The sequence below is a fragment of the Fluviicola sp. genome (assembly GCF_030151805.1).
GTDB lineage: Bacteria > Bacteroidota > Bacteroidia > Flavobacteriales_D > Crocinitomicaceae > Fluviicola.
Genome location: NZ_JASLCN010000236.1, coordinates 1 through 8,304 on the forward strand (window position 1 = coordinate 1; position 8,304 = coordinate 8,304).

Sequence of the window (8,304 nt, forward strand, 5' to 3'; positions counted from 1 at the left end):
AACGGGAATTTTTATCCCTCAGTCTACCCTCCTATTGACACCGTTATCTGGATAATAGATGGTGTTCCTCATATCAATTACGATACCGCTTCAACCGTATTCAATCCCGGAACAACCGGCTGGCATACCGTTCAGATCAAAGTGATCAAAGGATACGACAATCTCTGCGGACTCGACACCACCGTATACATAGCCACCAAACAATTTTATATTAAGGTAAATCCGCTTCCGAACTGGAGTACCACTATTTCAGGTGGAAACATACTTTGTCCGGGAGAAACCGAATTCCTCGTCGCGAACAACCCGCATCCGGAACTCCATTGGGCCGGCTCCAATATCTTGTGGGACAACGGAACAGACAGTATTGAAGTCAATGCTCCCGGTTGGTACAATTACGCCGGATTACTGCTCGATACCGCCACCGGATGCAGCGCAGCTTTATCTTACAATCACTATGTTTCGGTGAAAGTTCCGCCAAACATTATGTCTTTCCCAGGAGATGCCGTGATTTGTCCCTTCGATTCGCTTTTAATGTCGGTGCCAAACTCATTTGCAAGCTATTTATGGGTTGGTCCGAACGGAAATACCTTGTCGACAACTCCAAACTGTTACACAACTCAGGTTGGAAGTTATACCTGCCAGGTAACGGATGCGGAAGGTTGTATTTTGGTCTCTCCACCGTTTGAAGTGTTTCAATACTCCACACCTTCCTTGTCAGCGTCGCCAAGTGCAACAATCTGTGACAATCAGATGGTTGATATCCAGATCAGTTATTCCGGAAATGCCACTTTCCTTTGGAACAACGGTTCCACAAGTGATCACATTTCGACCAACGTTTCCGGACTTTATATCGTACAAATGACACAATGCGGCGTTACGGTAACCGATACCATTGAAATTGTCAACGGAACGTTTACAGCTTCTATTTCTGTGAGCGATTCCATTCTTTGTTTCGGTGATACAGCTGTCTTTACGGGTTCTGTTCCCGGAGCAAGTTATGAATGGAACAATGGAGAAATTACGGGCCAAACTTACCCAACGACCACTACAGGAACATATTCGGCAATCGTTACCAACTCGGTTGGTTGTACGGCTCAGACCAATGCCATTTCGGTAATCAATGTTCCGGGAAGTGCTCCGCCAAGTATTCCTTCACAAACGATTTGTCCGGGAGGCAATGTGAGCTTATCGGATAATGCTTCCAATACCCTGTTGTGGTATGACCGGGATACCAATTTGATTTATACGGGAACAACCGTTAACCTCACAAATGTGCAGCAGGATACGAGCTTCCTGATATCGTTCACGACAGCCAATGCAATTTGTGGGATGAGTTATTCGCTTGTCAACGTGGTTATCATGACTCCTCCGGGACCAATCAACATTATCGGGGATTCCAATCTATGTGTGAATCAGGATGGAGTATTCTTTGCTGTTACAACCGACAATATCGAATGGTTTGCAAACGGAGCATCTTTGGGAAGTGCCAACCCGATTACCATTCCGTTCAATACCTTGAATACGGATAACGTATTTTCCATCAACATTTCGAATGCATGCTTCAATACTGTTCAATTTGACAGTGTAACGATTATTACTCCGGAAGTTCTCGAACTTTCCGACGATACGGTCAATGTGTGTTTCTTTGATTCGGAAATTGTTTTCCTTGAAAATAATAACCTGACGAACGTGACCTGGACAGGGAATTTCGGGACCATTCAAAGTCAAAACCTCACTGTTCATGGAAATACAACCTACACTCCGATCACGGTAACAGCCATTGACCAATACGGCTGTCCGACGGAAAGTGCCGTGTTGATCGTGAATACTTCCATTTACAACATCACTCCGCATCTGAACTTCCCGAATTATTGTCCGGGAACAACAGGAAATATTACTGTCAATACTACTTCAGATAGTGTTTTATGGATCACTCCTTTCGGCAACAGTTCCAATAATCCGCTCACATTTACATTGAGTCAGCAGAATTCAGGGAATTTCTATGTGCGAACCTGGGACGATATGGGCTGTGCATACATCGACACGGTGCATGTACCCTTAGCTCCGGTTCCGAACCTCGATATTCTTCCCGACACGGTTTTCTGCGCCAATGATATTTACACCTTCTATTTCCCGAATGACGGAAACACGTATTACTGGACAACTTATGGAAACAGCACCCAGATTCCGATTACGTTTGATCAGCAATTGATTCTGAACGTCGTTACGCAGGACGGTTGTGTTGGTTCGGATACCCTGGTTGTACATGCTGTGGATTGTGATAATTCACTTCCGAACATCATCACTCCGAACGGAGACGGAATCAACGACTACTTCATTATCGACGATGCTTATTCCCAGTTGGGAAATACGTTGATTATCATCAATCGCTGGGGGAATAAAATGTTTGAAGCAAGTCCTTATAAAAACGATTGGGACGGGAATAAGATTTCTGACGGTGTTTATTTCTATTTGTATTATCCGAACGGAATTAAAGATCCGGGACACGTTAAACATGGATTCTTACACGTCTTTGCAAATTGATGAAAGATGGCTATTTCATTGAAAGGAATGCGCAAAATAACCGTGAACGGCGAAACTTTTCACTGGAAGATCCGGCGGAAAATTTCGCATAACGAAGCGCATAATGACGAATATGCCATTCCGGTTCAGCACATTTCCGGCGGACAGGTTTTATTCGTTTATGTTGGCTTCACAAGAGCTTACGGTGGTTATCAGAATGATTCCCCGGAAAGCGTCACTCCTGCAATGATCAGTCCCTTGATTGAAAAAGCAATCGCACTCGGTTGGAATTACAAACAACCGGGAAATGCAATCAGCTTAATCGGAAATATTCTCACAAGCGATACCAAAACTGCCGGATGGAATGCTTAACTTCAGGGTTGTGGAGGATTATCTGAAATATCACCAGGTAAAACCGGATCCTGAATTAGCAGATCTGGTGGAAAGTTTTTGGCGGCTCGAAAACCATTCCGAAGAGGACAAAGAAATTATTGTTGTCCCGGACGGTCGTGTCGATCTCTTCATTTCCCGGTCTTCAAAACAAGGTTTTCATATCACCCTGGCAGGTTTGGAAAGCGAGCCCGATTGCGTTCCGTTTGAAGCAAACACACTCATTTTTGCAATCAGTTTTAAACTTCCCGGTATTGAACACCTAATCAATCAACCGATTTCTTCCCTGCTCAATGAGGTGATTTTATTGCCGGATGATTTTTGGGGATTCGATCAAAACGATCTTTCAGACTTTGAAGACTTTTGTGCAAAAGCAACGAAGATCATGCGCGAAATCCTTTCCGGACAACAAATCGACCCGAGGAAGCAGCAGTTATTTGAATTGGTCTATTCCCATCACGGAGAAATTCCGATTCACGAATTGGCAAAACGCATTCACTGGAGTGAACGCCAAATCAACCGTTATTTCAAAAGTCAATTCGGACTCTCACTCAAAAGTTACTGTACCATTCTTCGCTTTCGCGCATCCTTTTCGCACATCAAGGAAGGAAAACTGTCTCCGGAGAAAAACTTTACGGATCAGGCACATTTTATCAGGGAGATCAAACGCTTGTCGGGCGTTACTCCCAAGGAATTGCTAAAAAATGTGAATGACCGATTTATACAATTTTCCACCTTGAACCGGAAGTAATTTTGCTTTGTCAATGTGAGAGAAATCTCCTTAAACAAAGTGAAAATGTTACTCGAAAATAAACAAATAGCGATTATTGGTGGTGGACCCGGAGGATTAACTCTGGCAAACCTTCTTCAGCAAAAAGGTGCAAACATCCGTGTTTACGAACGCGACGAGAACAAACATGCCCGCGTTCAGGGAGCAACACTCGATTTGCATGAAGAATCCGGATTGGAGGCCTTGAAACGCGCTGGATTATTGGATGCATTTTACGAAAATTACCGGCCGGATGCCGGAAAAATGAGACTCATTACCAAAAATCTGGAAATCAGATTGGACGATCACAACGAAGAAGCAGATTCAACAGATGGTTCAAATCTTCGACCGGAAATTGATCGTGGTCCGCTGCGCAAAATCCTCCTCGAAAATCTTCCGGAAGAAATCGTAGTCTGGGATGCTCATTTCATTTCCCTGGAGCCGGAAAATGAAGGTTGGAGAATTCATTTCAAGAACGAAACAACTGCTTATGCGGATCTGGTGATTGCCGCAGATGGTGCTAATTCGAAGATTCGTTCCACCATCACAGATATCACACCTGTTTATTCCGGAATTACAATCGTAGAAGGAAATATTTATCATGCAGCAATCAATGCACCCAAATTGTATGAAATCCTGAAAGGTGGCAAAGTATTTGCATTTGGAGACGACCAATCCATTATTCTGAGTGCGAAAGGAGACGGAAGTATGTCCTTCTATACCGGGTGTAAGGTTCCGGAAAATTGGGTGGAAGATTCCGGAATTGATTTTTCCGATAAAGCTTCTGTTCATCAGTGGTTTCAGCAGGAATTCGCTGCCTGGGATCAGACCTGGCAGGAATTGTTCGAAAGTGATGAATTGTGGTTCGTTCCACGTCCTCAATACCATTATCCGCTCGATCAATCCTGGGATGCGCATTCCAATATCACATTGATTGGAGATGCGGCCCACAGAATGCCTCCTTACGCCGGAGAAGGTGTAAACATGGCGATGCAGGATGCGTTTGAATTGTGCGATTGTTTAACGGATTCGCAATTCTCCGACCTGAAAAGTGCCATTGCAGCATTTGAAAAACAAATGTGCGCAAGAGCATCCGAAGTAACGAAAATGACACTGGATTCAACCGAAATGCTGCATTCGGGAGATCCGATACAAAATATGTTAGACCTCTTCTCAGAATCAGAGCGTTCGGGAGGTCACTAACAAAGAGCAAACACACAACTCTTGCGGAAAAAGCGGGTATTCTGTCAAAAGAATACCCGTTTTTATTATGAATCCTTGTGCTAAAAAATCAGTGCTTGTTCAGTATTTAATCAAAAGATAAACAACATTCTTTTAGCTGCAAATGAATGTATTAAAACTACTGAAGTAATGAAAATCTTGAAGTGAATCGCAATGGTGCGCTATCGCGAATTAGAACAGAAAACACTTAAACTTCCGGACAAATCATATTATTACCATTCAAAACCATTCCTAATTCGAAATTCACTAAATTGCTTTACTGATCCTTATCTCTATGGAAAAAAAGAGCTTACAAACAGAACGACTGGTCTTTTTCAGCGATGCCGTGGTGGCAATTGCAATTACGTTACTGGCTTTGGATATCCGCATTGAACCCCTGAAATCCGGACATCTTCACTTTTCGGATTTGCTGGTCGAGTGGAAAACCTTCCTGGCTTTTACCTTGTCGTTTTTGAATATTGCCAACTTTTGGCGAACGCATCATTCCTTTTTCTCCTACATTGACAAAATGGATGAACGCTTGCTTTCGAACAACATTATCTGGCTTTTCTTCATCGTTCTTCTTCCCTTTTCCACCACCTTGGTCAGCGGTTATTTCTTCGATACAACAGCTATTTTCGTCTACAGTCTGAATCTGTTCCTGATCGCTGTTTTTCAAAACAACATCTGGGATTACAGCTGCAGTTCCAACTTAATCAACACGAAAGCAGTATCGGAGGAAACGGCTTCCAGGTTACGCTTGTTTTGCAATCTCGACATGCTGAATGCGCTGGTAGCCATTGGTCTTTCTTTCGTAAATCCCGTTCTGGCTTTTATTCTCCTGTTTACCAAACTTCCCACCTTCCTGATCGTCGGGTTGTTTCACCGCAAAAAATTCAAAGATCAACGGGATGCGTTGATAGCGGAAAAGCGAAACAATTTCGGACGAAAACACCGGAAGAACTTAAACAGCGGAAGCGATGCGAACCTTCCTGTTGATCTTCCGGATGATCAGCAAACAAATAATTCCGGAACACAACCAGATCAGATCAACTGAAAAGATTCCGTATTCTCCGTTATTCCAGGTTCTCCAGAACCAATTTCCGGAACTGATTCCGTTCACAATCGGAATTAAAACTCCTAAAAGACCTCCGGAAAGCAGGGTGAATTTGTTCGTGAAGTTTTTATCCTTTTTCAAGCTCAGCAAAATGCTCAATACCAGCCAGCCCAGGAAGAAGGTGTAATTCAAAATAGACTCACGGGATTCCGCCAGTGAAGCCGGAAGTAGTTTCGAAACGATGAAACTCGCCGCAGTAATCGGGAGCATGGACAAACACAACGCAAGATAAATCGACCCGACGCGCCTGTTGTAGCGCTTCTTTTTCTCCGTAATATTCTTTTTATTTCTCGCTTCCAGCCAGATCAATACTCCCGAAATAATTACGAAACAGGTCAATAATGCCATCAGGAAATAAACAACCTTCAACAGATAGGCATTGAAAGTTCCGATTTCACCGAATTGCGCGTAATGCAATCTGCGTACCGAAGACCAGACATTGTCGTAATAACTCATTTCTCCCGGTTTTTGAACCGCCTTTTCCTTCCCTGTTTTCGCATCAAATAAAACGGAACCCTGTCCTAAAAAACGTTCACGGATATGTTCCGAACCGCTAACATCCACTTTCATGGTCTGACTTCCGTAAAATTCCAGGTGCAAACGATCCACTTTAAAATCCGGCCACTTCCCGGATGTTTTCTCCACCATTTGGTTGTAATCAACTACATATGTTTGTTGTTTTCCCAAAGTATCCTTGTTCTCACCGCGAATCACATCGTCGTACATTTTGTTGGTGTCTCCGTTGTAAACCCAAAGTGCATTGGAACTTGCCACCACAATTCCAAGTCCGAACATACAACCCGTGAGCGCATAAATAAACTGGAAAGGAAGTCCGATTACACCCAACGCTGTATGTGCATCTGTCCAAACCGTCTTCATTTTTTGCCGCGGGCGGAAGATATAAAAATTCGATTTGATCTTTTCCCAGTGAAGCAACACTCCGGTTACGATTGCCAGGAAGAAAAACAAAGCCACAAAACCGGAAATGTAATAGCCGATCCGATCCAGCTGGTAATAAAAATGAAGCAAATACAATAATTCTCCCAGGCTGAAAGCGCTTTCGTGGCTTTTCAACTCGTAATTTTCCGGGTCGACTTCGTATTGATACGTGATTTTACCCAAAGAATCCGCCTTCGGATCATCCGAAGCGGAAATGTAAATCGCTTGTTTTTCGGAAGTTCCTTCGGAATACACATAAATATTTCGTCCGTAAAGAGAGGGAACATTCCCTGCTATCGAATCCATAATCCGGTTGTAATCAATTTGGTCCGATTTGGAAACAACATTTTTTTCCTTTTGGTAGGTTCCCGATTCCCACTCGCCTATTTCCTGGCGAAACAAGGCAAATGCCCCTCCAAAAAAAATGATGAATAGTCCAACTGTTATGGTGATTCCGCTAACGGTGTGTAAATGAAAGAAGATATTGTAATTTCTATTGTTCATGCAAAAGCGAGTGAAGGAGTCAGTTTCTTCCGAAATGAATCAAAATGGTTAAGAGAATCAAGATTCCCAGGTAGTAAAGCCAGCATTTCCAGCCGTTTTCAAACAGAAACGGAAGAACCATCAAGGTAATCCAAACCGGGAAAAGTCCGAAAATGGAAGTGACTACTGCAGTTTTGTAATCCGGAAGCCAGAAAGCAAGTGCTGCAAACAAAAACGAACTGATCAGAAGACTCCCTAAAATGGCAGCTGTTACTTTCGCAAAGCGCTGCCAGCCGGAAGAAAGGTATTTTTTATTTGCCGGCATGCGAAGAATGTTTTGCTTGTTCTTTGGTCATCAGAGGTCGCAGAAGAACTGTCAAACTTGCGATCAACATTAACAAAGTCAGCGAGTAAAAAAATCCGCCGGCCAAACCAAAAACGAACATCAATCCGACAAAGGTTGCGCCGATCAAAAAACCTCCCAAACTCAAGGTAACATTCTGTTGTTTCCGGATCGCTTGTTCCCAACTCCAACATACATAATTCGTCTTACGCGAATTCGTGTAAAGCAGGTAAAATCCAATAAATTTCAGTAAAAAAAGACCAAAAACCATTTTACGAATGATGAGGAGTTTCTCCAATTTTCCGCAAAGCTAATTTTTAAGTCAGCCACCTTCAATACCTGAATTAAGGTATACCATTCATTCTACCTACTTTAACAGGGTACTTCATTACCAGACTCTGATTCTTCATGCAAAGCTTCTTTTCCAGGAATTCCTGGAAAAGAAGAACCTTATTCATAAGTCAAAGTATAGATCAGTACTCCCTCTAAATACGTTTCTGTTTTGGTTTTCTTTCCCGA

Annotated in this window: 8 protein-coding genes; 5 read left to right on the forward strand and 3 right to left on the reverse strand. The window is 43.0% G+C overall.

All coding sequences use genetic code 11. The features are described from left to right. The 5 genes from Q1V93_RS09055 to Q1V93_RS09075 form a co-directional block, all read left to right on the forward strand. Positions 1-2,544, forward strand: a 2,544-nt coding sequence (locus tag Q1V93_RS09055; RefSeq protein ID WP_300663934.1) for a gliding motility-associated C-terminal domain-containing protein, incomplete at its 5' end; no start/stop codon positions are given. A 6-nt stretch (positions 2,545-2,550) separates the two neighbouring features. Further along, the gene (locus tag Q1V93_RS09060; protein WP_300663936.1) at positions 2,551-2,895 is read left to right on the forward strand and encodes a hypothetical protein; all 345 of its coding nucleotides are present in this window, start codon (positions 2,551-2,553) and stop codon (positions 2,893-2,895) included. Beyond that, the gene (locus tag Q1V93_RS09065; protein ID WP_300663938.1) at positions 2,888-3,664 is read left to right on the forward strand and encodes an AraC family transcriptional regulator; all 777 of its coding nucleotides are present in this window, start codon (positions 2,888-2,890) and stop codon (positions 3,662-3,664) included. The genes Q1V93_RS09060 and Q1V93_RS09065 overlap by 8 nt, the downstream gene beginning before the upstream one ends. A 45-nt stretch (positions 3,665-3,709) precedes the next feature. Then, positions 3,710-4,885 carry an NAD(P)/FAD-dependent oxidoreductase gene (locus Q1V93_RS09070; protein ID WP_300663940.1) on the forward strand — a complete coding sequence of 392 codons (1,176 nt, stop codon included), beginning with the start codon at positions 3,710-3,712 and terminating at the stop codon, positions 4,883-4,885. Positions 4,886-5,198: 313 nt separating this feature from the next. After that, the gene (locus Q1V93_RS09075; RefSeq protein ID WP_300663941.1) at positions 5,199-5,960 is read left to right on the forward strand and encodes a TMEM175 family protein; all 762 of its coding nucleotides are present in this window, start codon (positions 5,199-5,201) and stop codon (positions 5,958-5,960) included. On the opposite strand, the gene Q1V93_RS09080 is transcribed toward Q1V93_RS09075, so the two are convergent. The 3 genes from Q1V93_RS09080 to Q1V93_RS09090 are packed head-to-tail and all read right to left on the reverse strand — an operon-like array spanning position 5,868 to position 8,083. Continuing rightward, positions 5,868-7,463 carry a PepSY-associated TM helix domain-containing protein gene (locus Q1V93_RS09080; RefSeq protein ID WP_300663943.1) on the reverse strand — a complete coding sequence of 532 codons (1,596 nt, stop codon included), beginning with the start codon at positions 7,461-7,463 and terminating at the stop codon, positions 5,868-5,870. The genes Q1V93_RS09075 and Q1V93_RS09080 overlap by 93 nt on opposite strands. 19 nt (positions 7,464-7,482) lie before the next feature. Next, positions 7,483-7,767 carry a hypothetical protein gene (locus tag Q1V93_RS09085; protein WP_300663945.1) on the reverse strand — a complete coding sequence of 95 codons (285 nt, stop codon included), beginning with the start codon at positions 7,765-7,767 and terminating at the stop codon, positions 7,483-7,485. Then, entirely contained in the window at positions 7,754-8,083 is a 330-nt protein-coding gene (locus Q1V93_RS09090; protein ID WP_300663947.1) for a hypothetical protein, read from the reverse strand. Before Q1V93_RS09090 ends, Q1V93_RS09085 begins: the two co-directional genes overlap by 14 nt. Positions 8,084-8,304: the final 221 nt, after the last annotated feature.